This window comes from Chthoniobacterales bacterium, assembly GCA_035274845.1.
Classification (GTDB): Bacteria; Verrucomicrobiota; Verrucomicrobiia; order Chthoniobacterales; family UBA10450; genus AV80.
In genome coordinates, this window is the sequence record DATENU010000015.1 from 58182 (window position 1) to 83255 (window position 25074).

Annotated in this window: 26 protein-coding genes; 15 read left to right on the forward strand and 11 right to left on the reverse strand. The window is 58.5% G+C overall.

The window, feature by feature from the left end; genetic code table 11:
- Positions 1–2 precede the first annotated feature (2 nt).
- Positions 3–1226, reverse strand: coding sequence for a metallophosphoesterase (locus VJU77_09885; protein ID HKP03655.1), 1224 nt, complete (start codon positions 1224–1226; stop codon positions 3–5).
- Between the two features lie 574 nt (positions 1227–1800).
- Here VJU77_09885 and VJU77_09890 point away from each other — a divergent pair.
- The 3 genes from VJU77_09890 to VJU77_09900 all read left to right on the forward strand — a co-directional run bounded on the left by VJU77_09890 (position 1801) and on the right by VJU77_09900 (position 5030).
- Positions 1801–3207, forward strand: a complete 1407-nt coding sequence (locus VJU77_09890) for a hypothetical protein (protein ID HKP03656.1) — start codon at positions 1801–1803, stop codon at positions 3205–3207.
- 1163 nt (positions 3208–4370) lie between these two features.
- Positions 4371–4802: a hypothetical protein gene (locus VJU77_09895; protein HKP03657.1), complete on the forward strand. Its 432-nt coding sequence runs from the start codon at positions 4371–4373 to the stop codon at positions 4800–4802.
- A gap of 81 nt (positions 4803–4883) precedes the next feature.
- Positions 4884–5030, forward strand: coding sequence for a hypothetical protein (locus VJU77_09900; GenBank protein HKP03658.1), 147 nt, complete (start codon positions 4884–4886; stop codon positions 5028–5030).
- 495 nt (positions 5031–5525) lie between these two features.
- Here VJU77_09900 and VJU77_09905 read toward each other — a convergent pair whose 3' ends face one another.
- Positions 5526–6236, reverse strand: a complete 711-nt coding sequence (locus tag VJU77_09905) for a hypothetical protein (GenBank protein HKP03659.1) — start codon at positions 6234–6236, stop codon at positions 5526–5528.
- A gap of 203 nt (positions 6237–6439) precedes the next feature.
- On the opposite strand from VJU77_09905, the gene VJU77_09910 reads away from it, so the two are divergent.
- Positions 6440–6751: a hypothetical protein gene (locus VJU77_09910; GenBank protein HKP03660.1), complete on the forward strand. Its 312-nt coding sequence runs from the start codon at positions 6440–6442 to the stop codon at positions 6749–6751.
- Between the two features lie 377 nt (positions 6752–7128).
- Positions 7129–7584: a hypothetical protein gene (locus VJU77_09915; GenBank protein HKP03661.1), complete on the forward strand. Its 456-nt coding sequence runs from the start codon at positions 7129–7131 to the stop codon at positions 7582–7584.
- Positions 7585–7893: 309 nt separating this feature from the next.
- On the opposite strand, the gene VJU77_09920 is transcribed toward VJU77_09915, so the two are convergent.
- Positions 7894–9246: an aminotransferase class V-fold PLP-dependent enzyme gene (locus tag VJU77_09920; protein HKP03662.1), complete on the reverse strand. Its 1353-nt coding sequence runs from the start codon at positions 9244–9246 to the stop codon at positions 7894–7896.
- 273 nt (positions 9247–9519) lie between these two features.
- On the opposite strand from VJU77_09920, the gene VJU77_09925 reads away from it, so the two are divergent.
- From VJU77_09925 to VJU77_09935, 3 genes are all read left to right on the forward strand, one after another.
- A complete protein-coding gene (locus VJU77_09925; GenBank protein ID HKP03663.1) occupies positions 9520–9888 on the forward strand; it encodes an energy transducer TonB in 369 nt (122 codons plus the stop codon).
- Between the two features lie 346 nt (positions 9889–10234).
- Positions 10235–13663 carry a kelch repeat-containing protein gene (locus tag VJU77_09930; protein ID HKP03664.1) on the forward strand — a complete coding sequence of 1143 codons (3429 nt, stop codon included), beginning with the start codon at positions 10235–10237 and terminating at the stop codon, positions 13661–13663.
- A gap of 210 nt (positions 13664–13873) precedes the next feature.
- A complete protein-coding gene (locus VJU77_09935; protein ID HKP03665.1) occupies positions 13874–17383 on the forward strand; it encodes a hypothetical protein in 3510 nt (1169 codons plus the stop codon).
- A gap of 31 nt (positions 17384–17414) precedes the next feature.
- Here the strand turns inward: VJU77_09935 and VJU77_09940 are convergent, their stop codons facing one another.
- The 6 genes from VJU77_09940 to VJU77_09965 form a co-directional block, all read right to left on the reverse strand.
- A complete protein-coding gene (locus VJU77_09940) occupies positions 17415–17831 on the reverse strand; it encodes a hypothetical protein (GenBank protein ID HKP03666.1) in 417 nt (138 codons plus the stop codon).
- A 42-nt stretch (positions 17832–17873) separates the two neighbouring features.
- Positions 17874–18083, reverse strand: a complete 210-nt coding sequence (locus VJU77_09945) for a hypothetical protein (protein HKP03667.1) — start codon at positions 18081–18083, stop codon at positions 17874–17876.
- A 21-nt stretch (positions 18084–18104) separates the two neighbouring features.
- Positions 18105–18389, reverse strand: a complete 285-nt coding sequence (locus VJU77_09950) for a hypothetical protein (protein HKP03668.1) — start codon at positions 18387–18389, stop codon at positions 18105–18107.
- 60 nt (positions 18390–18449) lie between these two features.
- On the reverse strand, positions 18450–18635 hold the full coding sequence (locus tag VJU77_09955; GenBank protein ID HKP03669.1) for a hypothetical protein: 186 nt from the start codon (positions 18633–18635) through the stop codon (positions 18450–18452).
- 8 nt (positions 18636–18643) lie between these two features.
- Positions 18644–19474: a hypothetical protein gene (locus VJU77_09960; GenBank protein ID HKP03670.1), complete on the reverse strand. Its 831-nt coding sequence runs from the start codon at positions 19472–19474 to the stop codon at positions 18644–18646.
- A 150-nt stretch (positions 19475–19624) separates the two neighbouring features.
- Positions 19625–19813, reverse strand: a complete 189-nt coding sequence (locus tag VJU77_09965; GenBank protein HKP03671.1) for a hypothetical protein — start codon at positions 19811–19813, stop codon at positions 19625–19627.
- 120 nt (positions 19814–19933) lie between these two features.
- On the opposite strand from VJU77_09965, the gene VJU77_09970 reads away from it, so the two are divergent.
- The 6 genes from VJU77_09970 (at position 19934) to VJU77_09995 (ending at position 22754) form a co-directional block, all read left to right on the forward strand.
- Positions 19934–20272, forward strand: a complete 339-nt coding sequence (locus tag VJU77_09970; protein HKP03672.1) for a hypothetical protein — start codon at positions 19934–19936, stop codon at positions 20270–20272.
- 11 nt (positions 20273–20283) lie between these two features.
- On the forward strand, positions 20284–20628 hold the full coding sequence (locus tag VJU77_09975) for a hypothetical protein (protein HKP03673.1): 345 nt from the start codon (positions 20284–20286) through the stop codon (positions 20626–20628).
- A gap of 13 nt (positions 20629–20641) precedes the next feature.
- The gene (locus VJU77_09980) at positions 20642–20947 is read left to right on the forward strand and encodes a hypothetical protein (GenBank protein HKP03674.1); all 306 of its coding nucleotides are present in this window, start codon (positions 20642–20644) and stop codon (positions 20945–20947) included.
- Positions 20948–21018: 71 nt separating this feature from the next.
- Entirely contained in the window at positions 21019–21315 is a 297-nt protein-coding gene (locus VJU77_09985) for a hypothetical protein (GenBank protein HKP03675.1), read from the forward strand.
- A gap of 155 nt (positions 21316–21470) precedes the next feature.
- The gene (locus tag VJU77_09990; GenBank protein ID HKP03676.1) at positions 21471–21953 is read left to right on the forward strand and encodes a putative molybdenum carrier protein; all 483 of its coding nucleotides are present in this window, start codon (positions 21471–21473) and stop codon (positions 21951–21953) included.
- 120 nt (positions 21954–22073) lie between these two features.
- Complete coding sequence (locus VJU77_09995; protein ID HKP03677.1) at positions 22074–22754, forward strand: RDD family protein; 681 nt, start codon at positions 22074–22076, stop codon at positions 22752–22754.
- A 72-nt stretch (positions 22755–22826) separates the two neighbouring features.
- On the opposite strand, the gene VJU77_10000 is transcribed toward VJU77_09995, so the two are convergent.
- The gene (locus tag VJU77_10000; GenBank protein HKP03678.1) at positions 22827–23369 is read right to left on the reverse strand and encodes a hypothetical protein; all 543 of its coding nucleotides are present in this window, start codon (positions 23367–23369) and stop codon (positions 22827–22829) included.
- A gap of 231 nt (positions 23370–23600) precedes the next feature.
- Here VJU77_10000 and VJU77_10005 point away from each other — a divergent pair, with 231 nt between their 5' ends.
- The gene (locus VJU77_10005; protein ID HKP03679.1) at positions 23601–24320 is read left to right on the forward strand and encodes a class I SAM-dependent methyltransferase; all 720 of its coding nucleotides are present in this window, start codon (positions 23601–23603) and stop codon (positions 24318–24320) included.
- Positions 24321–24465: 145 nt separating this feature from the next.
- Here the strand turns inward: VJU77_10005 and VJU77_10010 are convergent, their stop codons facing one another.
- Positions 24466–25059: a hypothetical protein gene (locus VJU77_10010; protein HKP03680.1), complete on the reverse strand. Its 594-nt coding sequence runs from the start codon at positions 25057–25059 to the stop codon at positions 24466–24468.
- Positions 25060–25074: the final 15 nt, after the last annotated feature.

The window sequence follows — 25074 nt, forward strand, 5'->3', positions numbered from 1 at the left end:
AATCAGTTTCGCTTGAGGTAAACCTCCTCCGGATAGGCACCGACGACGTTACAATTTAACCCGGCGGCCGCATCGTGAAGTTCGCCACGCAGGTCGTTGATCGCCATGCAAGCGAGCTCTAGAGGTAGAGCGCCGTACGTCGGCATAGGCACAAAGGCGCCAGGATCTCCCGCCAACGCAGTCTGAACACATGCGATCATGGCCGCCTGGCGCTCGGCTGCAGTGGCGCAGCTACCAAAAGTCTGCTTCCCGTCCAGCGGAACCGCCGCGGCGCGCTTGACTGGCATCCATCCCGCGGCCGCAGAATAGGCGTATGTCTTCACGGTCCCAGTAGCCGCCCCGTGGGGTCCCTGGCCTTCCAACCGCACAACATGGAACAGATTCGGAATTTCACCTCCGTATCGGTGATCGGCCGAAACGGCTACGCTGCCCGCGCAAAGGAACGTAATCGGGTTTGACCATCCCTCTTTGAGTTCCGTTGTCAAAAAGGGGTGGTGCCGGTGTCCATGAATCACGATATCCACCCCGCCCGCTCCCAGAAGGGCGCAAACTTCCGCTCCTTCCTCTAAGGTGGAAATATCCAACCCGGGCGTGGGATACGGCAAATTGAACGGATGGTGATGGAGCATAACGACTCTCCATTTGCCCGCCTGTTTGGGCTTCGCCAAAACCTCCGCCAACCAAGCGAGCTGCGTCGAACCCAGTCTGCCATGTTTTACCTTCTGCTCGCTGCTGCAATAATAGCCGGTGTTTAGAACGATGAGTTCGAAACTGTCGCGTTCAAAGACTCCAGAGCCGGGAATGGGACCGGGATGTGTCGGCCGGATATTGTTTACGAAAAGCCCAGCAATTTCTCCACCCACGCGCGAATATTCGCCATCAGCCCGGAATTCGGGGGACTGTTCTCCGAGGCGGCAGATTCGCCAATTGGTATCATGATTACCGAAGGTGTAAAAGATGGCGTCCTGGGCAATTTCGCATCCGGCCGCGATGTCGTTTACCGCTTGCACGGCTCCCGAAAATTCGGCGGGCGAAGCGACAGACGTCATGTCCCCCGACACCAAGATTGCATCGATGACCTCGTGCCGAGCGACCTCGATTAAAGAGGCTTTCATTGATACGGCATTTTGAAGTTCACCAGCGCTATCGTCCGGGAGGGCGAAATCCTTCGAGCAAGACAGTCGCCCGAAATGAATATCGCTCAAAATCAAAAACGAAACTGGCATGGTTATCTGCTCGCTTCAGGCCAGAACTGGACAAGACGCGCACCTTCATTGCAACATCCGTTGTGAAATTCGCCGTTCCACTCGGCGAATATGCGCACAGTCATGGCGGGGGATGGCAGGCTCTGGTGGATGACAAGGGGAAGGGGCCGTCTGTTTTGCGATCCTCGAAAAGGAAGAGAATAGGAGGTTCGACGCGAAGTCAACCGTCGCGGTCGGCGTGGCATCGGTAGCCTTGGGAACGCAAAACGGAAGGGTTAAGGAGGGAGATCAGAAGGGGTCCGTCCTCACCTTTCACACTGATGCCGCCGCTCGGCCGGGCTTATTGAACCGTTGGCACCTTGAATTTGATCTGCGCGAGCTGCTCGGGGCCTTGCCGAGCTTGCGCAGGAGAGGCACCCAGCGCGGGTCGGAACGGATGTTGTCGAAGAGGTTCTCTGAACGATTTCGGCGAGGCCGGATTGAGCGCGGAAAAGCGTGACAGCGGGCGGCGTTTCCCGATAGGCTCGGCCAAACGCGAAGCGGCACAGCTTCGCTCCCCGACCTCAGAAAACCCCAACCCCAAACCAACCCCATCATGAAAAGAAACTCCCGGGCGCAATCCGCCTTCTCCAGTCTGATCGCGACGCTTCGCGTCGTCCTGTCTTTCGCCGCCGTTTTTTTGATCTTCGGCTTTGCCGGAGCGACGGCGGCTCCCGGCCCTCGACCGATCGTGGTGCGAAGCACCCTGATCCCCGGCCCCGACCAGGGGGTTCGCGGGCCGTTCGGTCCGTTCGTCGTTCTGGCCGACCTCGATTATGGTTATGCCGCCGGAATGGTTCGTTACTACCACGGCGGCTACATCTGGGTGGATGTTTACGCCCCGTTCCTCTGGCTGGAACGCGATAACAGCGCGACCCTGTTCAAGCTCCGGGAAGATCTGGCGGAAGTGGAGAGCCGCTACATCACCAACGGAGTGACGCCCGATGGAAAGACGGTGGTGGGCGCGGTCGTTTTCCTGGACGACGCGACCAATGCGCCCTGGGTTTGGACGCGAGAAAAGGGCCTGCAGTTCCTCGACACCCCGTCACCTTTCGAAGAGACCGGCGGGGCCCTCGCTGTCTCCAAGGACGGCAACCTGATCTCCGGCATCGTCGGGAATTTCATCCACCCGCCCATTCAGGCGGCGATCTGGAAGGAACGCTTCTTCGAGTTGCTGCCGAGCAGCCAGCCCTGGTCAACGGTGGGCGGTGTGGAAGCGGTCCGCCAGCGTCCCATGACCACCGACGGGAAGGTCATCGTCGGGGCTTCGGGCGAGAAGTACGCTAACATGCAGGCGACGAGCTGGGTGGATGGAACCGAACGCCCGCTCGCGACCGGCAACGCCGTTTCCAGCGGAGCCACGTTCGTCACCGATGGGGGAACCATCTTCGGCACCGGCACCCTGCCAGACGGTCGCATTGTCCTGATGCGCTGGGATAGCTCCGGAAACCTGGAGACGTTCATCCCTCCGAATGGTCTCAGCGTTGTTGATCTGAGGGCGGTCAATAGCACGGGGACCGCGGCCGGCGGTTCGCTCGCCGTGAAATCTTCCTGTATCAGCAGCGGCGACCCGGATTGCGACCGCGCCCCCTTCTTCTGGACCCGACCGCCCATTTCACCGCAAAACGGCATCTTCACGATTCTTCCCGAAAATGGTCACGAACATTTCTTCACCTACAGCGTCGTCACCGATATCTCCGACGACGCCCGGATCGTGACCGGCTCGCTGATCGCGGGAGTCAGAACCGACGGCGACCCGCCCGATGTGGCGTTTCTTTGGCGAAAAGATACAGGGATGGTGATCGTGAACGACCTGATGCCCGACCGCGCTCCGGACTACTACAGTTCCTACCGCCTGAGCCGCAACGGAAACCGCGTCCTCGTCACCGGCAACCCGCCCCAGGCCACCGACGAAACAACCAAGTCACTGATTCTCGATTTGATCTGGCCGACTGATCACTAGAGAGAGCAAGCTCTCGCCATCAGGTGCTGAAGCGTGAAAGGCGATGTAGCGTCCGCTGTCGCCAGCGGACTTCCTACGCTGGTGACAGCGCACACTACAACGGTTTCGCCCCTTCTGTAGCGGCGATCTCCGACCGCCGATCGCCTGAAATCGTTTCGACGGTCTGAGACCGCCGCTACAATTACTCCGCAGCCGCCCAGTTGCCTCCGTCTCTGCATGGGGGAGCGGAGAAAGGGTCACCCTGTGATCTCGCTCTTCTGGCGTTGAGATGCACTGAACCGAGGAATGTTGGGAATCACAGCTGACCTCATTGAATGTTGGATTAGAATTTCCTGGATGAAATGGGCAGTTCTCGCGGCGGTGTCGATCATGCTCGGAGGATGCGCGTCGCTTCCGCCTATCTTAGAGCGGTGGGCGGATTTGGAGATCGCGACCGCAAATCTCAGCCGGGAAGACTCAAAGACCGGTGAGGCATTAAACTTTTACCAATACGGACAAATCGGGCGAGTGGAGGTAAGTCCCCGTGCCGCTGACGGTCCGCCAGTCCGATGGAGAGTTCGGGGGGCGTGGCTTGAAATAGATGCTGGCAATGACGGCACTTATAAGATGCGGCTGCGCGCCCTGACGTGGACTAAGAACCGGGTCGTAGCGGTAGATCCGGCCGGAAAGAGAAGCGTGTGGCGAGATGATCGTGTTGTTGTCGTTATTCAAATGGTCCCGCAGCGTCCGGGCCTTTGGATGCCGTAGGCTGGGAAAGGAAGAATTAAGAAGGAAGAATCAAGAAGCCGGGAACCGGGGCGAGGGTGGAGGACCGAGGATGATGGTCTAGCGGAGTTCTTCGCCCGTCGGATTCTGTCCGGCACGAAGGAAGGTCTTCACGAGGTCACCTTCACCGCGAACGATCATGCCTGAGAAGCGTTTGAATCATTGGTCGAAGAGCCGACGGCAGATTGTGCCGGCGAACCTTAGGCATGCTCTTTCGCGCCATAAAAGCCGCGCACAATCGTTTCGCGGAAGCAGCGAGAGCCGGACTCGTCCAGCCGGGCGACGGGATTGCCGGATGCGAATGTGATTGCCTCAAAGAACTGCCCTCTTTAGTCTCCGAACCATGAGGCGAGTTCCCCCTGTGTTCGTTGTCCGCCGTTCATTTGAGCCAGACACGAATGAATGCGACGAGTGAAGCGCTGCCAGTCGCAGTGGCATCGCCAAAGGAAAAGCACGACTTCTTGGTCGGGGTCCTTAAAGAGGTGCGGGCGGCGGTAATCGATTTCATGTTCAAGCAGGCGGCCATCCTCACTCTGATCATGGGTTGGGTAATCTCCTCGCAACCCGCCCAGAGTTTCTTGGCTGCTCACTCCCCGGCCCGCTACGCCGCAGCGGGCGGAATCGCATTTCTTTGTCTGTTCTTGATTGCCAGAGTAATGAGCTTTCGCAACCGTTCACACAGTGACTACAAATTTCTTCTTCAGCTTGGGTACATGCCTCAGGAGTTTTATTCCCGCATCGTCATCACATGGAGTTTAGCGCTTAGCTTAATCAGTCTATACGTCGTCGCTTGTCTTGTTTTGATCATATGTCTTTTTTGCACCGCGTAGTCGGGGCTCTTTCGAGTCACGGCCAGACGAGAATGTGACCGCCGCAAACACACACCGCCCACCGTTGACCAGGGCGACCTGATGCCCGACCGCGCTCCGGACTACTACAGCGCCTACCGCCTGAGCCGCAACGGAAACCGCGTCCTCGTCACCGGCAACCCGCCCCAGGCCACCGACGAAACAACCAAGTCACTGATTCTCGATTTGATCTGGCCAACGGATCACTAACGAAACGACGCTCTGCCATCAGGCACCGAAGCGTGGAAGGCGATGTAGCGTCCGCTGTCGCCAGCGGACTTTCTGCGCTGGTGACGGCGCACACTACAACGTCAGCTTCTCGTTCTGCAGCCGCCCTTTTGGCCTCCGTCTCTGCGTCGTTCGTATCCATAGCGGGCGCTACCCTCGGGAACAATCGTAGACGCCAACGAAAGCGGTGTTGTGGTCTTCCAGCTCAGGCCGTCCGGCCGATTCTGGATCTACGCGATCGGATCGGCTTCCGAATCTGATGGTATGTTCCGCCTATGCCAGCCCGAATTTGCCGCTGAACGAAATGAGTGTCGAAGAGAAGCGCCAGACTTCGTGACGATCGAAATCCTCCCAGACGCGTTCGCGATTACTTGATTCCGCAACGACCGGCGCTTTGGCTTCCGTAAGATTCGCGCTAATTCGCGTCCATTCGCGGGAAATTATCAGTTATCGTTCAGACTGCTCCCAAGATTCAGGTCATCTCTCCCGGACCGATGGCCCGACGATAACTTCACCCTTTGAGCCGGCGATAATGGGCCCAAGCACAGATGCCGGAGGCGGTGGGAGCTTGGCCTTAAACTTCCCGTCACGCGCCAGCGAGGGCCCGTTTTGATCGGCGTGGTAGGGCATTCCACCTGCGTTCGATGGGCGCACCGCCCAGCCTCTCCCGTGAAGGCCATCGGGCCCCTCTATTTCGACCCATCGCCCATCCGCTTTTTTTATGACCGCGAGCCGGGCGCAGCCCCAATAGTACATTTGATCGCCGCCAGGTATGTCGAAAGTAGGAAATGAGAGAAGCATGGTCCCATCGGCGGTGTGATAAACCAGAAGGTGGAGCATGATGGCGCCGTCCCGAAGATTGGTTAGCTCGCCAGTGGATCCGGTAATCTCGAAGTCGTTGGCGAATTTCAGAGCGAGCTGATCGTAAACCCCGCCGAGCTCGGAGCGAACTATTCTGGGCCCGCTGATACGGCTGCCGACCCAACTCCCGCGGACAACAATCCAACCCTCAATCGGGGAGACCAGGAGACTTTTGTAGAACTTAGGACTGATGGATCTCTGCAGCACCTTGGTTGAGATAACATTCAGATCCTGGATTCTCTTGCCCTGCGAACTGGTGGGGGTTGCGGCCAGCGCGCTACTGCAAAGAAAACTGACGAGGATAAGCGGTGTGAGGAAGGGCTTCATGCGCCGAGTGTGAGCATGTGACGCAAGAAAAGGAAGAACTAAAAAGGAAGAGTTCGCGGCCAGTGACGTGTGACAAGGAGTGTAGGGCGGGCGGGTCGCCTGCCGGGCATTCGTGCGAAGGCAACCGACGCGGTCGCCCTACAACACTGACGAGCGTTGAAATTGGCTCGCTCGCGGAGACTCGCTTCGGTAAAACCTTGAACATGACGAAATTATTCTGCGGTATTCTCGTGCTCGCCCTGATGGCCGGCGTGGCGGTGAACGCGGGTGAGCCGCCCACCTTCGAGGTGCGGAAAAGAGACGCGGTCGGGGAGTTGAGCGTGGTCCAGGTTCCGTTCCGGTCGCTACCCGAAAAGGACGGAATTGTTGTCCTGACTTTTAACGCGCCGGAGCCAGGCGCCTACGTTTTCGTTTACACCAACGGCCCGGACAAGGGTAAAGCCGCGAAGGTTGTCGAGGTCAACAAACCTGGCCCGGTCACCACGGAGGTGAAAACGAGGGCGCAAAAAGATTGAACCGCGGATGGCGCGGATTTAGACGGATATTCAGAGGTTCGGAATCCGCGTAATCCGCGGTTTAATTCGGGCTTCCAGTCGCCCAATCGAAAGCGCTGAAGCCGACTCCCGGGAATTTCCTTGCGTGGATGGGCTTTTTCTGGGCAAGCTCCAGATTGCGCCGGATGGGGCGCGAACCCCCGGGGAAGGCCCTCAGACATGTTCAGTCGCGCGCACCCGACGAGATGCGAAAAGCGAATCGCTTTTCGGCGAAGGTCGCACACCTCAAAGGATCCGCAGGCGACAGCGGACGCTACAGCTTTTCGCCGGGAGAACCGGCACAGCGAAACAGACCGTCAGCGAACGCGGTCGTAACTCACCCCAACCCCAAACAGACCATGAGCAACCTCACCCTTAACGCGCGGCTTCTTGCGATCATCGGCCGGCGTATTCCCGCCATCTACGACGTAATCCCGCGCGGTCCGCAGAGCCGCCTGGCCGAAGTCGCGCTTAACCCGCAACCGCTTCCACCTATCGACGTCGGCGCCGCGGTGGCGGCAGAATTCATTCACGCCACCTGGCTCGCCGACCGGACGGGCCAAAATGAGGAACGCATCTTCGCCGATCTCGACGACTGGTGCCCGACCAAACCAAAACGGCTTAAACTACCGCCCTGGTGGCCGCCCGTTCCCGATCCGGAACCGCCGCATCCGGAGTGGTTCGTCGCCTTCCACCTCGGCTTTGCCGCAAGGGTCGCTGCTATCGCTGAAGTCTCCCAGATCGGAGGCGATTCATTCAACAAGGCTATCGACCGGTCGCTTTCGGCGATCGAATCCACGCTGGGAAGGAAATAGCAGCCAAGGCCGCAACAGTCTCAAAGTTCGAAGTTACACAGCCTCCGTCCAATCCGGAGGTCCATCGTGCATCTTCAATTCAACCTCGGATTACTCGCCACAGGACGAGTCCGTCCGACTGGCGGACGCGGATGACACGGATAGGAAACAGATTTTGTAGGCCGGGTGCTCCGCCTGCCAGCCTTTCGTTCGGCAACCGACGCGGTTGCCCTACAACCATCCGAGAAATCCGAGTAATCCGCGGTTAATTTTTCCTGAGCGATATTCCCTTCGCGCCCTGGAAAACGAAACGTCGAAAGTCGGGTCGGCCTACAAGCGATTTGCGATTCGAATCATCGCGGCGACGCTGCGGTCGACGTCGGCGTCGGTGGTCGACCAGGACGAGACGCTGATGCGCATGGCGGTGCGGCCTTGCCAGACGGTCACGCCGCACCAGCAGGTTCCGTCGTCCTGAAGTTCCTGGATGACGCGCTGGGTTTTTTCCGCGTCGCCGAAGGAGACGAGGACCTGGTTGAGGACGACTTCATTCAGGATCTCGAATCCGGCGGCGGCAAGTTGATCGGCGAAACGGCGCGCCTGTTCGCAATTACGCTCAATCATCCGGGCGAGGCCTTCGCGGCCTAACGAACGGAGAGCGGCCCAGACTTCGATGCCGCGAGCGCGGCGGGAGAGCTCGGGAGTGAAATCAGCCGGGTTCCGGTGCTCGGTTTCGGTCGGCAAATATTCGGCGGTGATCGCCATGGCGGCCGGGAGGGAATGTTGGTCGCGGACGAAGGCCAGGCCGCAGTCGTAGGGAACGTTGAGCCATTTGTGGGCATCGGTCGCCCAGGAATCGGCCTCGGCAATTCCAGTGGCGAGATGCGCGCGCGACGGCGTCGCGGCGGCCCAGAGACCGAACGCGCCATCAACATGGACCCACGCGCCGGCGGCATGCGTGACCCGACAAATCTCGGCGACCGGATCGAACGCGCCGGTGTTTACGTTGCCGGCTTGGACACAGATGATGGTGGGACCGGAGATCGCGGGCAGATGATCGGCCCGCATTCGTCCCTGACCATCCACCGGAACTTTTACGACGCGGCTCCGGCCAAGGCCGAGCAGGCCAAGCCCCTTGATAACGGAAGGATGCACTTCTTCACCGACGATCACCGTAATGGGCGGCGCGCCGAAGAGTCCGTCCGCTTCCGCGTTCCAGCCGGCTTGTTTGAGAACGCTGTGCCGCGCGGCGGCCAGCGCGCAGAAGTTTGCGACCGTCGCGCCGGTGACAAACGCACCGCTGCATTCCGGCGGCAGCCGAAGAACGTCGAGAAGCCAGCGCAACGAAACTCGTTCGAGGAACGAGGCCGTCGGAGTCGGGCGCCAAAGCCCGGCGCACTGGTCCCAGGCGGTCGCCAGCCAATTGGCCGCGACCGTGACCGGCAGCGCGCCGCCGATGACGAACCCGAAGAATCGCGGCCCCGCCATCGCCATCGTCCCCGGAGATCCAATTTCATCCAGGAGCCGCAACGTTTCCGCCGGATCGGTCTCCTGTTCCGGCAACGGCTCATCGAACGCGCGCAATTTTTCTACGGCATCAGCCGTCGGAGCTACCGAGCGGTCCCCGATTCCTTCCAGATAACGGATCGCGCGCGTGGAAGCGTCGGTGAGAAGGTCCTCATTCATCGTGCATCTTCAATTTAACCGCGGATTACGCGGATGATACGGATAGGAAACAGATTTTGGAGGCCGGGCGCTCCGCCTGCCAGCCTTTCGTTCGGCAACCGACGCGGTTGCCCTACAACCATCCGAGCAATTCGCGTCATCCGTGGTTCTCCTTTCCTCGTTCCCAAACTCCCCGGCGCGCCGAAGCCTTGGCAAAGGCGGCTGTTTGGGAACAAGGGCAAACGTAATTGGCGTAACTGTTGCCTCGATCCAAGCTCGCCTTAGACTGACACGATGCGAGCGCGAATCATTGTCGGCTTCCTGATCTGCCTGGGTTGCTCGTCGCTCTTCGCTGACAAGGTGTCGCCGGATGATGTCCTTTACAGTGTTACGCCCCGGTACCCCCGAATCCTCCAGAGCGAGCGCATCGGCGGGACGGGTAGGTTCCGGATGATGGTCGACTTCAAGACAGGCAAGGTCACCGATGTCCTGATTCTGAAAACAACCGGTTCCGACGTGTTGGACCGGGAGGCAATACTTGCCCTCCGCCGCTGGCGATTTAAGCCTGGCAAAGCGCGGCAAGTGGACCTGCCAATTACATTTCACGATGGCAAGGAACCGCTCGTCTTGCCGCCAGGTTCGACGCTGGCTCCGCATCGCTGAGAGCAATCGACCGGCGAGTCACTCGGATAAGATACGGGGAGGACTTGGTGATCATATACGTCACTGACGTATATGATCTGTTCACAGTCGAAAGTTCCTGAGGCGCGCGATGAACGCGGTGACGACATGCCGGGCTTCGCGATGCTCGAGCCGCGCATGGAGAAACTCGGTATCAAAGGCACGGCAACATCATGAGGTTGCAAGAGGCACTGCGAAACGGTGGGACGTCACATACCTTTCTGCATTCCTGGTTCCTTTTCTCACGATTGGGACCCATCGCAGCGACAGTCGGCGCTTGACATTAGCATCGCAAAGCATAAAAACGCGCGTTCCTCACGGCTCCTTCATGCGCTCTTTCCCCAACCGTTTGTCGACCAGGCGCCTTTTCCTCACGGTCGCGATTGGTTCGGCCGTCGTATCCGCGCTCGTTTCGCTGCGCGCGGCACAGACCGAGCCGGAGGTTTTCCAGCGAACGCTGACGTTCGAAGAGCGCGTGGAGAATCAGCGGAAAATTGAGGAAGTGTACTGGCGTCATCGCATTTGGCCGAAGGAACGCACTGATCCCAAGCCGGAGCTACGGGCGGTGATGTCCCGCGACCAGATCGAAACCAAAGTGCGCGACCATCTTCGAAGCTCGCGCATGCTGGAGGATTACTGGCAGCGACCGGTCAGCTCTGCGCAAGTGCAGGCGGAGATGGATCGAATTGCGCAGGAGACAAAGGATCCCGAGATGTTGCGCGAGTTATTTGAAGCGCTCGGCAACGATCCATTTGTCATCGCGGAGTGCCTGGTCCGACCGGCGTTGTCGGAGCGCCGGGCGAATGAATTCTATGGAACAAGCCCAAAACCGGCGAACCAGCGCCGCGCTGCAGGCGGGAGTGACGCCGTTTTCACCGGCTACTCGCTGCCCGTTTTAACCAGTAACGCGGGCGTATGCACCGATAACACCTGGTCGCCCTTGATCGATGTCCCAGCGCACCGCTCCGGCCACACGATGGTGTGGACCGGCAGCGAAATGATCGTGTGGGGTGGGGGTAACTATGACAGGGCTTTGGCAACCGGCGACCGATACAACCCAGCTACTGACAGTTGGTCGACGGTGAGCCTGACGAACGCACCGACTGCGCGAAGTTCCCATACCGCGGTGTGGACCGGGACGGAAATGATCGTCTGGGGCGGCAGTGGCAGTAACGGCCTTCCTGTTGTTAGCGGCGGCAAGTACGATCCGGCAAGTGACAGTTGGACGCCGACCAGCCTGAGCAATGTACCTACGGCGCGATATTCTCATACCGCCGTGTGGAGCGGCATTGTGATGCTGGTGTGGGGTGGCTTCGAGCCCGGGGGGGCGTATCCGAACACCGGCGGTCGCTATGACCCAATTACCGACTCCTGGAGCGCGCTGACCACGACGAATGCGCCGGCGGGACGGACTCGGTATTCGGCGGTCTGGACGGGAAGCGAGATGATCATTTGGGGCGGGCAGATTAGCGGCTCGGGTTCGCCAATGATCGGCGCGAAATATAATCCGGCGTCAGATACCTGGATGACGATGAGTGCGGTAAACGCTCCCGCCAACAGAACCAGCCACAGCGCCGTGTGGACGGGTGCCGAGATGATCATTTGGGGCGGGGAGAACGGCAGCTACTTGAATGACGGCGCCAGATACGACCCAGCGGCAGATACCTGGGTGACGTTAACTGCATCAAATCCGCCGCCCGGTCGCTATTCTCACAGCGCCGTCTGGACCGGCAGCGAAATGATTGTCTGGGGTGGCATTTACAATTTTACGCAACCCAACGCGGGGGGGCGTTTTAATCCGGCCACGAATACCTGGAGTCCGATGACAATGAATAACGCTCCGTCCGCGTTAGCCGAGCGCCCGACTATCTGGACCGGAAGTGAGATGATCACTTTCGGGGGTGGATATGGGGATTCAAACACCGGCGGGAGATATAATCCGACGGCAGATATCTGGACCCAAGTTCGCTCGACCAATACCCCGGCGGGCCGGTACCAGCACAAAACGGTTTGGACGGGGGCCGAAATGATCGTCTGGGGAGGCAGCAACGGTTTCAACTCGATCAACACCGGCGGCCGGTACGATCCTGCTTTAGACGCATGGACGCCGACCAGCACGGTGAATGCGCCCGACGCTCGGGAGCTTCACACGGCGGTTTGGACGGGAATGGAAATGATCGTTTGGGGCGGTTGGCGTAGCAAACCTTTCAATATTCTGAACACGGGCGGCCGATACAATCCCGCAACAAACAGTTGGACTTCTACGACGCTCACCAATGCCCCGCAAGCAAGGCGTTGGCATTCCGCTGTCTGGTCGGGCAGCGAAATGATTGTTTGGGGTGGCGAAAAAGTCGGCGGCGGGAACGCGAACACCGGGGGCCGTTATAATCCAAATACCGACTCATGGATTGCGACAAGCACAACGAACGCGCCCAGCGCGAGAAAGGACCATACGGCGGTCTGGAGCGGCAGCGAGATGATCGTCTTTGGCGGCGGTTATACCCCCGAGAACACCGGTGGAAAATACAACCCGGTCACCGATACCTGGGTTGCGACGAGCACGGACACCGCGGCGCGAAGCAACCACACGGCAGTATGGACGGGCAACGAGATGATCGTGTGGGGAGGATACAACGGCGCTCCTTTGAACACGGGAGCGAGGTACAATCCGAGCGCCGACACCTGGACTCCGACCAGCCTTGTCAGTGTGCCTACTGGCCGATCCACTCACGCAGTTGTCTGGACCGGGGACGAAATGATCGTGTGGGGCGGTTACAATGGCAGCTTTTTAAACTCAGGTGGCCGATACAGGCCGAGCACGGACGCCTGGACGGCGACCTCGAGGATCGATGCTCCCCACGAAGCCGAGTATCCCACTGGGGTCTGGACCGGCAGCCGAATGATCGTTTTTGGCGGCTTCTACAGCATTAGCACTGATAATTTTCTGCTCAATACGGGCGGGGCCTTGTGTTCGAAGTTTGTGAGGCTCGCCAATATCTCCACGCGCGCCTTCGTCCAGACTGGTGATAACGTCTTGTTTGGTGGGTTAATCATCACCGGCGGCGGACCGAAGAAGGTGGTCTTGCGGGCGCTTGGGCCCAGCCTTTCAAACTTTGGGATTGCCGATGCCTTACTCGATCCGGTTTTGGAACTGCATGACTCAACCGGTGCGTTGCTCGCATCGAACGACAACTGGATGGACGCGACTAACAAACAGGCAATTATCGATAGTGGGCTTGCGCCGAGTCACAATTTCGAATCGGTGATTTTCACCAGCCTCAATCCTGGGTCCTACACCGCCGTTATTCAGGGCGTGAATAATATGACCGGAACGGCGGTGATAGAGGCGTACGACCTCGATGAAACAGCCAGTTCCAAATTCGGCAATATTTCAACGCGCTCTTTCGTCAAAACGGGAGACAACGTGATGATTGGCGGGGTGATTGCAAGGGGATCAGCTCCGCAAGACGTGCTCGTGCGCGGGATCGGCCCGTCTCTGACGCAGTTTGGGGTTCCAAACGCCCTCAGCGATCCGTTGCTCGAATTGCACGATGGCAACGGCGGCTTGGTCGCCTCCAACGACAACTGGATAGATGCCTCGAATAAACAGGCAATCATCGATAGCGGCCTTGCGCCAAGCGACAAACTCGAAGCGGCGATCTTGACCGCGCTCAATCCGGGCTCTTACACCGCTATCGTTCGCGGAGTCCAAAATGGTACCGGGGTCGCATTAGTCGAAGTTTTTGGGCTCAACTGACTCGGAGTTAGAGACACCCGCCTGCAATGCTGTTTCACTCCGTCGATATCTGGACCGGACAGTTAGCCCGCGAATAACGCGAATTGGTGCGAATCAATCTGGCAGATCCCGGCCGGGTCAGATGTTCCACGTCACCGCTTTCCGCGAACCCCCTCGAGCTTGACATTTGCTTGAAGCTGCATAAAAAGGCGCGTTCCGTCACGCCACCTTATGGGTTTTTCCTCCTGCTTTTTGTCGATCAAACGCCTTTTCCTCGTGGTCGCGATTGGCGGGGCGGGCTTTTTCAGTCTCGTTTCTTTGAAGGGCGCGCCGATCACAGCCGCCGCCTTCGACCGGACGTTGACGTTTGAAGAACGCGTGGATTACCAGCGGAAAATTGAGGAAGTTTATTGGCGTCATCGCATCTGGCCGAAAGAACGCACTGATTCCAAACCGGCTCTCGAGGCGGTGATGTCACACGGACAGATCGAAGAGAAAGTCCGATCGTATGTGCGAAACTCGCGCGTGCTAGAGGATTACTGGCAGCAGCCGATTAGCTTTCAGGAATTACAGGCGGAAATGGACCGAATGGCGCGGCAGACGAAGAATCCAGACATGTTGCGCGAATTATTCGCAGCGTTGGGCAACGATCTATTTGTCATCGCGGAGTGTCTGGCCCGACCGGCGTTATCGGAGCAGTTGGCAAATCAATTTTATGAAATGAAACCACCCTCCGGCGGGGCAACCAGGCTCGGGGTGGCAGGGGTCCGTTCTCGGAACGTGCCGGCCTTCACCGGCTACTCGCTCCCGGCTTTAGGCGGAATTCCCTCCGGCACATGCATAGACGACACCTGGTCGGCGCTGGCCGACCTGCCGGCACGCCGTGCCACACATACGGCGGTGTGGACGGGCAGCGAAATGATCGTGTGGGGTGGAAGTAATTATGATCTGCCGATAGGCACCGGCGACAGGTACAATCCAGCCACTGACAGTTGGTCCAAGGTGAGTCTGACGAACGCACCAACGGCCCGATATCGCCATACGGCGGTATGGACCGGTACGGAGATGATTATCTGGGGTGGCGCCGACCCTGGCTTTTTTTTAAGCAGCGGTGGCAAGTACAATCCGGCAAATGACACGTGGACCCCAACGAGTCTCAGCAATGCACCTACGCCGCGGTTTTTTCACACCGCGGTCTGGACCGGAACAGAAATGATTGTTTGGGGTGGCACTGATGCCACTTCCCCGATTACTGGTGGTCGCTATGATCCGAGCACCGATTCGTGGCAGGCAATGAGCACCGCCAATGCACCGGAAGGCCGCATCGAGCACACGGCCCTCTGGACTGGAAGTGAAATGGTCGTTTGGGGCGGCAGGAGCTGCGACACCTGCTACTTAAAGAGCGGCGCGAAATACAATCCGGTGTCAGACACCTGGACGAGCACCAACACCGTGAGCGCCCCGGTGGCGAGAACGGCGCAAGGCGCGGTCTGGACGGGCAGTGAGATGCTGGTTTGGGGCGGCTGGAATGGCGCTTTCGTAGGTGACGGCGCCAAATACAACCCTGCCGCCGACAGTTGGGTCGGGTTGAGTGCAAGCAATCCGCCTGCGGCTCGCCAATCGCCTGTCGCTGTTTGGACAGGCACCGAAATGATTCTTTGGGGCGGCATAGTCGACGGTCAATCCGGCGCGCCGGCGAATTCTGGGAGTCGTTACAATCCAGTCACGAATATCTGGAGCCCGATGAACACAAGTAACGCTCCGTTTCAAGGAGCGACAAATACCGCGGTTTGGACAGGGAGCGAAATGATCGTGTTTGGCGGCGGCTATGGTGAAACCTTAAACGACGGGGGGAGATACAATCCGACGGCCGATAGCTGGACCCCAGTTCCCACTACGAATAACCCAGCCGGCCGATATGAGCACCAAACAGTTTGGACAGGCAGCGAAATGATCGTCTGGGGTGGCCAGCTCAACAATGTCCTTACGACCAACAGCGGAGGCCGATATGATCCCGCTTTGGACAGATGGACGCCGACTTCGACGTTAAACGCGCCGGAACGCCGGGAATCTCATACCGCGGTTTGGACGGGCACGGAGATGATTGTCTGGGGAGGCTGGGGTCCGGATCCTTTTCGCATCCTAAACACAGGTGGACGATACGCCCCCGCGACAGACACTTGGACTTCTACGACCCTGACAAATGCGCCTGCTCCCCGACGATGGCACTCCGCTGCCTGGACCGGTAATGAAATGATTGTTTGGGGCGGGGAACTCGGAGGAGGCAGCGGTTTTACCAACACCGGTGGGCGATACAATCCGAGCACAGACTCGTGGATTGCAACCGGCACCGCAAACGCACCCGGCTCGCGAAAATACCATACGGCGATTTGGACGGGGACAGAGATGCTGGTTTGGGGCGGCGTTTTTCTTTCGTCGGGCCCTACCAATACAGGTGGAAGGTATAATCCGGTCGACGACAGCTGGGCGGCCACTAGCACTATTGGGACTGCCGCGCGAAATCGGCATACCGCGGTATGGACGGGAGAGGAGATGATTGTGTGGGGAGGTTCTGCTGCCGGTCCTTCTGAAAACGGCGGGGCGCGGTACGACCCGAGAACCAATACCTGGGCTTCGACAAGCCTTTTCAATGCGCCGGCTGGTCGAGGCTCTCATGCCGCCATCTGGACAGGGGACGAAATGATCGTGTGGGGTGGAAATGGTTTACACCAGGACCCCTATTTGAACACCGGTGGACGATACCGTCCCAAGACTGACAGTTGGATCCCCATTACTACCATCAATGCCCCTCTCGGCGTCGAGCTCCCGACCGCCGTCTGGACCGGCGATCGCATGATCGTATGGGGAGGATACTTTAGCTATTACGACCCTTTGCACCATTTTCATGCCTTTGTCGCCAGCACCGGAGGACAATATTGCCCGGGCTCCGGCCTACCGCCGGGGACGCTCGCTAATATCGCCACTCGCGCCTTCGTCCAGACTGGCGACAATGCTATGATTGGCGGATTGATCGTCACCGGGACCGGACCGAAGAAGGTGATCCTCCGTGCAATCGGCCCGAGCCTGTCCAATCTTGGGATTACGGATGCGTTACCCGATCCGGTTTTGGAACTGCATGATTCGACGGGAGCAGTGCTTGCCTCCAGCGACAACTGGGGCGACGCGCCGAACAAACAAGCGATCATCGATAGCGGCCTGGCGCCGGGTCACAATCTCGAAGCTGCGATTTTGACCAATCTAAATCCCGGTGCTTACACGGCCGTTCTTCGCGGCGCGAACATGGGCACCGGGACCGCGGTGGTCGAGGCGTACGATCTCGAGCAAACAGCCAGTTCCAAACTTGGAAATATTTCCACGCGTGCTTTTGTGCAGACGGGAGACAGAGTGCTGATCGGCGGGTTGATCGTAACGGGCTCGGGTCCCGAAGTCGTGGTCGTACGGGCGATCGGGCCATCCTTGGCGCAGGTCGGAGTGGCAAATGCGCTAGCCGACCCGGTGCTCGAATTGCGCGACAGCAATGGCTCCTTGCGCGCTTCCAACGACAACTGGATCGACGCGGCTAACAAACAGGCGATCATCGATAGTGGCCTTGAGCCACGCCACAATCTCGAGTCGGCGATTTTGACGAGTGTCAGTCCCGGCTCTTACACCGCCATTGTTCGCGGAGTCCAAAATGGTACCGGGGTCGCATTAGTCGAAGTTTTCGGGCTCGATCACTGACATGTGACGAGCACGGCGACGCTGCGGCCGGCTAGGATTTCTGAAAGATCTCTTTTGGCAGGAAGGGGAATGTCTTCCGTATGTTCTTCTGAAAACCGGGGCCGTACTCCTCCTCGTTGGGGTTTGGCGGAACTTTCGAGAGATCGAGTTCCTTCCATCCTTTATCGGCGCCGTTAGGGCCGCGCACGTGATGTAATACCGCCACCTTCTGCTCGGCGAGCGGGTGGCCGGCCTTGTCGAGCGGCGTGACGTCGGCAAAGGCCCAGTCGCCGCTGATGTTCAGGATGTTCACCTTGAACGTCGCCACTTTGCCGTTCGGCGTCATTTTGCTCAGGGCCGAGAGGACGGCTCTGCGCTCGGGCGTCATGCGCGAGATGACGGGCTTGGCCTTAACACCGGCGATCAGGCTCAGCGATAGGAGCGACAGGGCGAGGTAGCGTAATGTCATATGGACCTATCGTTCAGATGAGGTGTTAGCCTGGGTAGTGTATCAGTTTGAATCGGAATTGCCCTCGCGCTTCACGATGGCTTGCCAAAAGTAAGGATGTGCACCTTCATCGGCATGTGCAGCAACGCCCCCTATCGGCTCCCATCCCTCGGCAATCGCCTGATTTACGAGGATCACCAAGTTTTCGATTCTGCGACGCTCCCCAATGCCAGAAGAACTCAGAATTTTGTATTCGACGATTCGCCCGATCATGGCCTTAGCCTGGGTAGTGCCTTAATTTGAGCGCGGCTTTCGAATTGGGCGAGGTTCGATCCGCGTCGCGAACGGAGGCTTTGCCGGGACGTGGTATTTGATCTCTTTTTCTAGGTCAAACAGGCCATGAACGAGGTCCGGGTGATCCTCATCAAATTGTGGATCAGGCTCGCTTGTGTTCCATCCACGAGCTTCTTCGAGTCCTCGCATTACAAATTTCATCCGCTGGTGAAGATTGCCAAATTGTTTCGGCTTGGCTGCTTCGTATGCTCTCGCCACTTCTCGATCTTTTGGGCTGATTTTCATAAAACCATTGTCTGGCCTGCGCCGCAATCGACGCTCTGACCGCCGCATTCGGGTGGCGCGTTAATTTGAACTGTGGTTTGCCTGTTTACGCTGTTCGAGCGCCGTCCGGGCTGCTTCTTCGTTCTCAAAAAACTCGAAACGCACCGCGTCCTGTTGCCTCGATGCGCAGAACCAACGGCCCTGCTCGTCCATCGCGACCATCGGCAGCTTCTTTTCTAACTCCGCGTCGAAGTTTTTTCGGTTCATAACTGAAATTAGATCAGTCCTCGCTCCGAGAGGTGTTCCAAGCCTGCGCGCAGGATAAACCACTGGCGCGGTGTGTTGAAATTAGGGGCGGCTTTATCGCTTGCCATGTTTCTCTGGCGTAGTCGCACCAAGAGAAAAAGTGCCATTGGAGCGGTGCCGTGCAGCGACTCGGCAACTTCGTCTGGGGATGCGCCTTCGCTTTCGTTCCTTGCCAGCAACAGCAATATCGTTTCCTCACTGCTCGTAAGCTCCCCGTGCTGCGAGCGCTGTGGCTTTATCTCTTTTGGCTCCTCCTCGCCCGCCCAGCGCTTGGACACGACGAGTTGATTTCCTTTCGGACTCCGGCGCCATGTCGTCCCCTCCATTCGATTGTGGAACCGATTAACGAATCCCTGGGCCTCCAAGCTCTGCGTGTAGAGTTCGGCCTCATCTACTGGCACGCTGACCGAGCGACCAATTTCATGGATATCCATCGCTTGCCCGCTGTATTCACTCGGCAATTTTCTGAGAATTTTAAGCTGAATTGGGTCAATCTCGCGCTCGGCCTCTTGTTGTTTCTCCCTTTCTGCGCGAAACGCCTCTACTTCGGTCCTGAGGGGTTGTAGCTCGGTCTTAAGATTGCGCTTCTCCTCCTCCAATTTTTCAAGAGCCGCCTTCTGAGCCTCTATCTGAGCTTCCAAATCGCGTACGACCGTGCCGTCCTCCAGGGTCTGCGTGAGGCCGAGGCAAGGAACCAGTTCGCCCTTGATGTCGGCCATGCTCGGCGTTGGCAATTCGCCGACTCGATTTATGAGCGCGGAAATGCGCTCAGTCAGGCTTTGATCTTTCTTTTTGGCCATAGGGGCAGTTCTACCGTTCTCGACCCTAGAGCAACGCGATCACTTCTTCCAGAGTCGAGACACCCTCTCGCGCGCCCATGCAGATTCCGACGCGCAAACTGAGCCACTGCCTGATCCGGCAATCTTGCGGCCGACCGGCCGCGTTTGTTTCTAGACTATCCGAGTCATTCGCGTAAACCGCAGTCGATTTGGCGGGGTGGGTGAGCGGTTGTCGTAATTTCCGAGCTCGACCATCGCGCGGCGAATCAGGGCGTCCCAAATCCGGCGCTTGAGCGAGGGGGTCAAAACCAGCGGGCGGGTCACTCCGCGCCGGACAACATGAAAATGGGGATGGCTCATGTCGCGGGAGATTGAATCGTCGAATCCGATTCTGCCCGATCGCGCGCGGTCGGCAATCGGACCTTGGTCCAATTGTCTAAAGGAAGAAGGAAAATTAAGAAACGTGTTCGTCTTCGGAGGATGACGATCTTTCGATCGATTCTGTGCGGCGCCGTTCTGGTATTTAGTTTTGGGGCGCTCGGCGGCGAGCCGAAAAGCATGCCGGCCTCCATCGGGACGGCGGAGATGAAAGCCGACGGGACAATTCTGTTGCGACTGCGGGGTGAGCTTCCGGGTGGCGGTAACGGGGAAGGACAGCTCGTTTATCCAAAGACCCATCCCGATTACAGAATGATCCTCGAACACATCAGTCCCATCGCGCCCGGCCAGAGTGTTTCGGCGCGTCCCTGGCCGGAGCGCAAGTCGTCTCCAATTTCGGCCCCTGTTTCCGCTCGCTTACCTGATCCGACGCGATCTTAAATGACGCACCTATGGAATCTTCATTCGATCAAGTCAGGGTATTTCTCTCCATGTTGGTGGTGCACGTGCCGACGCTTGTTGTCTGCGCTATCGCTCTGGTGGTGATCATGGGCCGGCGTCAGGAGGGATCATCGGCTTCGTTCTGGGCGATAACCGGGTTCGGGGCAGCACTGCTGTTGTGCTTTGTTATCCCGGCTGTGCAGACAGCGCTGCAACAATGGGTCTTTGCAAGCGACGGACGAATGGGCCGGGCGTGGGTCTTTACCGCGTTCGGGTTCGTCGTTTCCGCCCTGCACGCCGGGATCTATGGCTGCCTTTTGATGGCGATAATCGATGACAGGCGGGTGCAGCGGTAAGCGAGGACCGCGGGTGAACGCGAAGCCGATCATCTATTCGGTCGTTAACCTCGTCGGGGCGGCGTGGATTTATTATTATCTGAAGACGGGCGGCTGGCTGACCCACCATTATCAGTTGAATGATCCGAACGTCGTCAATCTGGCCCTGGCGATTTTCGAGCCGCTTGTGGTAGCCGGCGTCGCCGCTTACTGGATCTGGCGGACACCGTTCTTTTACAGACTCCTCTTCATTTTCTTCATCATCCAACTTGTCATCGACGCCGGGTTTCTCGCGCTCATCGGGTTCTTCGCTTTGACGTGGAAACCGAAGATGATGTGAGGACAAAGCAGTGACATGTCACTGCGAAATTGGCTGGAAGGAGAAGTTCAGTTTTGTTAGAAACATCGGGCATGAGAAAGTTATTCTGCGGGATTCTCGCGCTGGCGCTGATGGCTGGCGCGGTAGCGAACGCGGCCGAAACCCCGGGCCTCGAAGTGCGGAAGCAAAGCGCCATCGGCCGGATGGGTCTGGTAAACGTTGAGGTCGCGGTCAAGGCGGAAGCGGACGGAAGTTTACTCGCATCGTTCCAGGCACCGGATGCCGGGACTTACATTCTAGTTTACACGAGCGGCCGGCACACAGGGAAAACGGCGACGAGGATCAACGTTTCAAGACCGGGACCGGTGACGGCGAAGATCAAGGGATAGTGACGAGCGACATGTGACGAGTGACATGTTGGGCGTCGCGGGTGCCGCGCTCATCCGACCTCCGACCTCGTAAACCAAGACCGGTCATACTCCGCAGTCACTCTGATTGGCGCCGGGTTGATCTCGTCACACGTCACATGTCACTCGTCACTGCATTGAAAAGGGTTATTTCTGGCGGGCAGACGGGCGTAGACCAGGCGGCGTTATGCGCGGCGAGGGATTGTGGATTGGAAATCGGCGGGTGGTGTCCGCCGGGACGCGTGAGTGAAGACGGCGTTATTTCGGCGGAGTTTCCGCTGGAGGAAACGGAACGGGAACGAAGTCCGGATGCGCCAGATGTGCCTCGATCGCAACGGACGGAATGGAACGTCCGCGATGCGGATGGAACACTAATAGTTAGGCGGAACGATTGCTCCCCAAGCGCCGACGTTGACTGGACGATCGAATGCGCGAGGCGTTTCCAGCGGCCGCTGCTGGTTTGCGACGTGGGCGATCCGGAGGCCAAACAGAAGATCGACCGATGGCTGGCGGTAAACAAAATTACAACGCTGAATGTGGCCGGACCGAGCGAAGCAACCGCGCCGGGAATTGGCGAGAAAGCCTACGCATTATTAAAGCAGGTTCTAACCGGGTTGTGATTTGGCTCAGGAAAATTCGCGTTTATCCGCGTTATTCGCGGGCCCGCTGGTTTCCCCTTGTCATGGGCTTCCCCGATTTCCTAGTCTGCGGCGCTTCCGATAACCACTACTCAAAATTTTATGCAAATTCATATAGCCAAGAACGGACAACGGATGGGACCCTATTCCGACGTGCAGGTGAGAGAGATGCTCGCGGCCGGATCGATCGCCGGCACGGACCTGGCCTGGCACGAAGGAATGGCGGATTGGAAACCCGTTAGCCAGGTCCTCCCCGCGAGCACACCACTGGTGGCCGGAGCTCCGCCCGCCGTCTCACCTGTTCCCGGCACTCAGCCGGCCGCTGCCGTCGCCGTGCGACCGATCGATTCAAACCTGGCAGGCCGCGGGACCCGGTTGGCGGCCGTTTTGATCGATGGGTTGCTCTTCTGCCTCTGCTGCGCTCCGGGAGGCATAATGCTGGCGATTGGAGCTGATGATAACAATGACACACTCCAAATAATCGGCGGCATCCTGCTCGGCCTTGGCTTCCTCGCGCTGCTCATCGTGCAGATTTATCTGCTGAGCACCCGCGGCCAGTCAGTCGGCAAAAAGATGATGAAGGTGAAGATCGTGAAGTATCTCGATGACTCCAGCCCGGGGTTTGTCCATGCCTGCTTGCTCCGGCTGATCGTTCCCGGATTCATCAACGGGATCCCCATCGTGGGCAGCATTTTCCCGCTGGTGGACGCCTGTTTTATCTTTAGCGAGGAACGCCGCTGCATTCATGACTTGATCGCGGGCACCAAAGTCGTGAACGCGTAGGCGACGGGTTCAGCGCTCTACCCGTAGCCGCGGCGCTCTGTCGCCGCGTCAGGCGCCCCGAGAGCGGGGTGGCTACAGCGATTGCTCTACGTTCCTCGCGAGCCGCCGGCGGATGCCGGCTGCGTAAGCGAGATAATAACCGATCACCAGCGCGCCGACGGCCATCGAGCCGGCAATACCGGCCGAAGCCAGCCACGAGGCGTCGGGTCCCGTTGTGCGCCAGTGGTGCCAGACACGCCACAGGCTGTAGAGGAGCCGGCTCGTTAGGGCGAGCGTGATGAGCAACACCAGCCAGCGATTAGGCGTGTAGTGAAGAGCTCGCGGCGATCGCTCCCAACGGGTCAGGGCCAACCCGAGGAGCCCCAGCAGCATCCCGGCAACGAGACCGGCGAGCGAGTAGAGGAGCGCCCGGGGGATCCAAAGCCCTGTGATGGCGGCCGCCCAAAGAAAAAGTCCCGCCGATGAAATCATCATGATGAGATTGGTAGTCGCGACCCAGGGACGGCCCATCCGGCGAGCGGTGCCGACGCGGTACCGCAACACCAGCAAAAGTGGCATCGCGAAAATCAACGCCACGATGAGGAGCAGCACTGCAAGCAAGGCAATCAGCGGCACGCGGACAACTTACCCCGAAGAGGAACCCTGGAAGCGAGGAATCTAAATTTAACCGCGGATTACGCGGATCAAACGGATGAAGAAAAAAGATTCGGGCAAGATGCCGGGTTTTTGAAAATCTGTGTTATCCGCGTCATCCGCGGTTAAGAGTCTGGAAAAGCAAACGGCAGCGTGGAATTTGCGTCGGCGCGATCGTCCGCCGGAGCGGCCGATCCACCAGGAAATGCATTGATGAGCCAGATAACAAATTCGTATTCGGAGAATTGGTTCCGGTTCTTTCATGCCGGCATCCCGGAGAGTCGCACCAGGCAGGAAGTGGATTTCATTTGCGCGTGCGCGCCTTTGCCGCGGTTTCGGGATGTCCTTGATGTCTGTTGTGGAATGGGAAGGCATGTCCGTGCGCTGGCTCAGCGGGGTTATGCGGTGACAGGCGTCGAGCGTGATGCCGCTGCGATCGCCGCGGCGCGCGAACGGGAGGGTGGCGTGACCTACGTCGAGGCCGACATCCGCGACTACGCACCGCGTCTGGACGCTTATGATCTCACGATTCTGATGTCGCAAAGCTTTGGTTATTTCGATCCGCCCGCCAATCGCGACCTGCTGAAACGATTGGCGAACGGGCTACGCGAGGGCGGTCGCATGATTCTCGATCTGTGGAACCCGGAGTTCTTTGCGAGGCATCAGGGAACCCGGGATTTCGAGCTGCCGTCCGGGATTGTGCGCGAGCAAAAAGAAGTCAGGGACGGGCGGCTCTACGTCCATCTCGATTACCCCGGAGGCGGTGCCGATGCGTTCGAATGGCAATTATTTACGGCCGAGGAAATGCAATCGCTGGCTGAATCAGTTGAGCTCTCCCTCGCCATTGCGTGCACAGATTTCGACGCGGCGACAAAGCCGGACAGCAGTAATCCCCGTCTTCAGTTTGTTCTCGAGCGGCAGCCAGAATCTTGACGGCTTAAAGCCGTCAAGATTGCGATGGAATGGAAGCCGGCACGGCATCGTGCCGGAGGCGGAAAGCGAAGCTGCGGTTTATCTCACCGGCCTGAGGGCAGGCCGTCTCCAATATTTCTGTTTCGAATCAGAGACGGCCGCTCGGCTATTTCAGAATCCGGAAGCGGAAGCGGAGTTTTTTGTGCTCGAGGAGCTGGCGCCAATCGACGAACAGGAAAGCGCTGATAATGATGAGGCCGGCGGCGAGGGTCAGGATGCCTTTCCAATTCGCCTCGCCGTGAAGAAGCTCGCTCAGGTTCTTGCTGGCGTATTTGCCGGAGAAAACCAGGACGCCGTCGGTAATGAGGCGCCCGAAAAAGAAGGGGATGAGGATATGAAACGGACGTTTCAGTCCGGCCATCGCCACCGCGGTGAAGAGAGCGGTCGTCGAGAGTGGCGTGAGAGTATAAAGAAAGACAAAAACTGCAGAGGACCATTTCGCTTTCCCGATTTTGTTACCGATGTAGCGAAGGTTGGCGTCCTCGCGCCGATTTACGAGGCGTGACGAAATTTTCGGGATGTAACGAGTGAGAATGTAGCGGCCGATGGTCGAGCCGGTCACGCCAATGGCGACGGTGAGCCATGGATTGAGCTTAAATTTCACCAGGAGAACAACGAGAAGGATCCAGGCCGGCGGGGCGAAAACCGGGATGGTGTCGACCGCCAGGGCGGCGAAGAAGACGAGGAGGTACGGCCACATTGATATTGCGAAGAC

Excerpts from the sequence above, each read along its gene's own strand:
- VJU77_09920 (HKP03662.1), bottom strand. The coding sequence starts at position 9,246 with ATGAATGAGGACCTTCTCACCGACGCTTCCACGCGCGCGATCCGTTAT.
- VJU77_09960 (HKP03670.1), bottom strand. The coding sequence starts at position 19,474 with ATGGCCAAAAAGAAAGATCAAAGCCTGACTGAGCGCATTTCCGCGCTC.
- VJU77_09890 (HKP03656.1), top strand. The coding sequence starts at position 1,801 with ATGAAAAGAAACTCCCGGGCGCAATCCGCCTTCTCCAGTCTGATCGCG.
- VJU77_09955 (HKP03669.1), bottom strand. The coding sequence starts at position 18,635 with ATGAACCGAAAAAACTTCGACGCGGAGTTAGAAAAGAAGCTGCCGATG.
- VJU77_09905 (HKP03659.1), bottom strand. The coding sequence starts at position 6,236 with ATGAAGCCCTTCCTCACACCGCTTATCCTCGTCAGTTTTCTTTGCAGT.
- VJU77_09930 (HKP03664.1), top strand. The coding sequence starts at position 10,235 with ATGCGCTCTTTCCCCAACCGTTTGTCGACCAGGCGCCTTTTCCTCACG.
- VJU77_09895 (HKP03657.1), top strand. The coding sequence starts at position 4,371 with ATGAATGCGACGAGTGAAGCGCTGCCAGTCGCAGTGGCATCGCCAAAG.
- VJU77_09935 (HKP03665.1), top strand. The coding sequence starts at position 13,874 with ATGGGTTTTTCCTCCTGCTTTTTGTCGATCAAACGCCTTTTCCTCGTG.
- VJU77_09985 (HKP03675.1), top strand. The coding sequence starts at position 21,019 with ATGAGAAAGTTATTCTGCGGGATTCTCGCGCTGGCGCTGATGGCTGGC.
- VJU77_09995 (HKP03677.1), top strand. The coding sequence starts at position 22,074 with ATGCAAATTCATATAGCCAAGAACGGACAACGGATGGGACCCTATTCC.
- VJU77_09950 (HKP03668.1), bottom strand. The coding sequence starts at position 18,389 with ATGAAAATCAGCCCAAAAGATCGAGAAGTGGCGAGAGCATACGAAGCA.
- VJU77_09925 (HKP03663.1), top strand. The coding sequence starts at position 9,520 with ATGCGAGCGCGAATCATTGTCGGCTTCCTGATCTGCCTGGGTTGCTCG.
- VJU77_09915 (HKP03661.1), top strand. The coding sequence starts at position 7,129 with ATGAGCAACCTCACCCTTAACGCGCGGCTTCTTGCGATCATCGGCCGG.
- VJU77_09945 (HKP03667.1), bottom strand. The coding sequence starts at position 18,083 with ATGATCGGGCGAATCGTCGAATACAAAATTCTGAGTTCTTCTGGCATT.
- VJU77_10010 (HKP03680.1), bottom strand. The coding sequence starts at position 25,059 with ATGTGGCCGTACCTCCTCGTCTTCTTCGCCGCCCTGGCGGTCGACACC.
- VJU77_09965 (HKP03671.1), bottom strand. The coding sequence starts at position 19,813 with ATGAGCCATCCCCATTTTCATGTTGTCCGGCGCGGAGTGACCCGCCCG.
- VJU77_10005 (HKP03679.1), top strand. The coding sequence starts at position 23,601 with ATGAGCCAGATAACAAATTCGTATTCGGAGAATTGGTTCCGGTTCTTT.
- VJU77_09940 (HKP03666.1), bottom strand. The coding sequence starts at position 17,831 with ATGACATTACGCTACCTCGCCCTGTCGCTCCTATCGCTGAGCCTGATC.
- VJU77_09975 (HKP03673.1), top strand. The coding sequence starts at position 20,284 with ATGGAATCTTCATTCGATCAAGTCAGGGTATTTCTCTCCATGTTGGTG.
- VJU77_09900 (HKP03658.1), top strand. The coding sequence starts at position 4,884 with ATGCCCGACCGCGCTCCGGACTACTACAGCGCCTACCGCCTGAGCCGC.
- VJU77_09970 (HKP03672.1), top strand. The coding sequence starts at position 19,934 with ATGACGATCTTTCGATCGATTCTGTGCGGCGCCGTTCTGGTATTTAGT.
- VJU77_09910 (HKP03660.1), top strand. The coding sequence starts at position 6,440 with ATGACGAAATTATTCTGCGGTATTCTCGTGCTCGCCCTGATGGCCGGC.
- VJU77_09885 (HKP03655.1), bottom strand. The coding sequence starts at position 1,226 with ATGCCAGTTTCGTTTTTGATTTTGAGCGATATTCATTTCGGGCGACTG.